The sequence below is a fragment of the Ruegeria sp. AH12 genome (assembly GCF_056541465.1).
Map to the genome: position 1 here is coordinate 1 of NZ_JBQFYL010000079.1, position 1,132 is coordinate 1,132.

General features: G+C 56.8%; 2 protein-coding genes. Both read left to right on the top strand.

Going from position 1 to position 1,132, the window contains the following annotated elements:
• The coding region (locus ACR0EL_RS21735) for a PhnE/PtxC family ABC transporter permease (RefSeq protein WP_480502254.1) at positions 1–208 on the top strand (208 nt) is incomplete at its 5' end.
• Positions 208–1,023: a phosphonate ABC transporter, permease protein PhnE gene (gene phnE / locus ACR0EL_RS21740; RefSeq protein ID WP_170396234.1), complete on the top strand. Its 816-nt coding sequence runs from the start codon at positions 208–210 to the stop codon at positions 1,021–1,023. The genes ACR0EL_RS21735 and phnE, both read left to right, overlap by 1 nt.
• Positions 1,024–1,132: the final 109 nt, after the last annotated feature.

Genomic DNA, 1,132 nt, shown 5'->3' on the forward strand with positions numbered 1-1,132 from the left:
GGTCGGGCTGTCGATGTACAGGATCGATATCAACTTTCGCGAAAGTGCAATTCTTGGGCTTGTGGGGGCCGGCGGCATTGGGGCCACGCTGAATACGGCGTTTGACCGTTATGAGTATGGCACTGCGGCAGCCATTCTGATCCTGATCATCGGGATCGTCATGGCGCTCGAATACCTCTCGGGTATCATCCGCGCGAGGGTCCAGTAATGCCAGTGCTTGAACATGAAGGTACGCAAATCTGGCGCAGACGCACGACCGGTCAAAGCCTTGTGCGTTGGTTTTGCTGGCTGTTGGGTGTGGCGGTCTTTGTCTACTGCTGGCAGATCATCTCGGCCTCGACGACATGGTTCTTTGTGTGGGACGCACCCCGGATCGCGAACGATATCTGGACCCGCGCGACACCACCAAAGTGGGATTACATCACGCAGTTAGGCCGCCCGATCTGGGACACGCTGAACATCGCCACACTTGGTACGATCATTGCGCTGTTCCTTGCCGTACCGGTCGCCTTTCTGGCCGCCCGCAACACCACGCCGTCGGCCGTGTTCATCCGCCCCATCGCGTTACTGATCATCGTCTCAACCCGCTCGATCAACTCGCTAATCTGGGCGCTTTTGTTAATCGCAATCATTGGACCCGGAGTATTCGCAGGTGTTATCGCCATAGCCATTCGTTCGATCGGCTTCTGCGCCAAGCTTCTCTATGAAGCCATCGAGGAAATTGATCACACCCAAGTCGAAGCCATCACCGCCACCGGCGCATCCCGCTGGCAGGTCATGGCATATGGAATCGTCCCGCAAATATTGCCCGCCTTTGCCGGGATCGCCGTATTCCGCTGGGACATCAATATTCGCGAGTCTACGGTTCTTGGCCTTGTGGGCGCAGGCGGCATCGGGCTGCAATTGTCGGCGTCGCTGAACGTTCTGGCATGGCCGCAGGTCAGCCTTATCCTGATCGTCATTCTGATTGCCGTCATGATCAGCGAATGGGTGTCTGCCAAAGTACGAGGGGCAATTATTTGAGCCGCTTCACGACCCAAGAGGCTTTCGACGCCTACGAGGCCGTTCGGCATCGGCTTCCGGCTGCTGAACCAGCTATTCAATCCTATCAGCATGCGAACACTTTGATGGA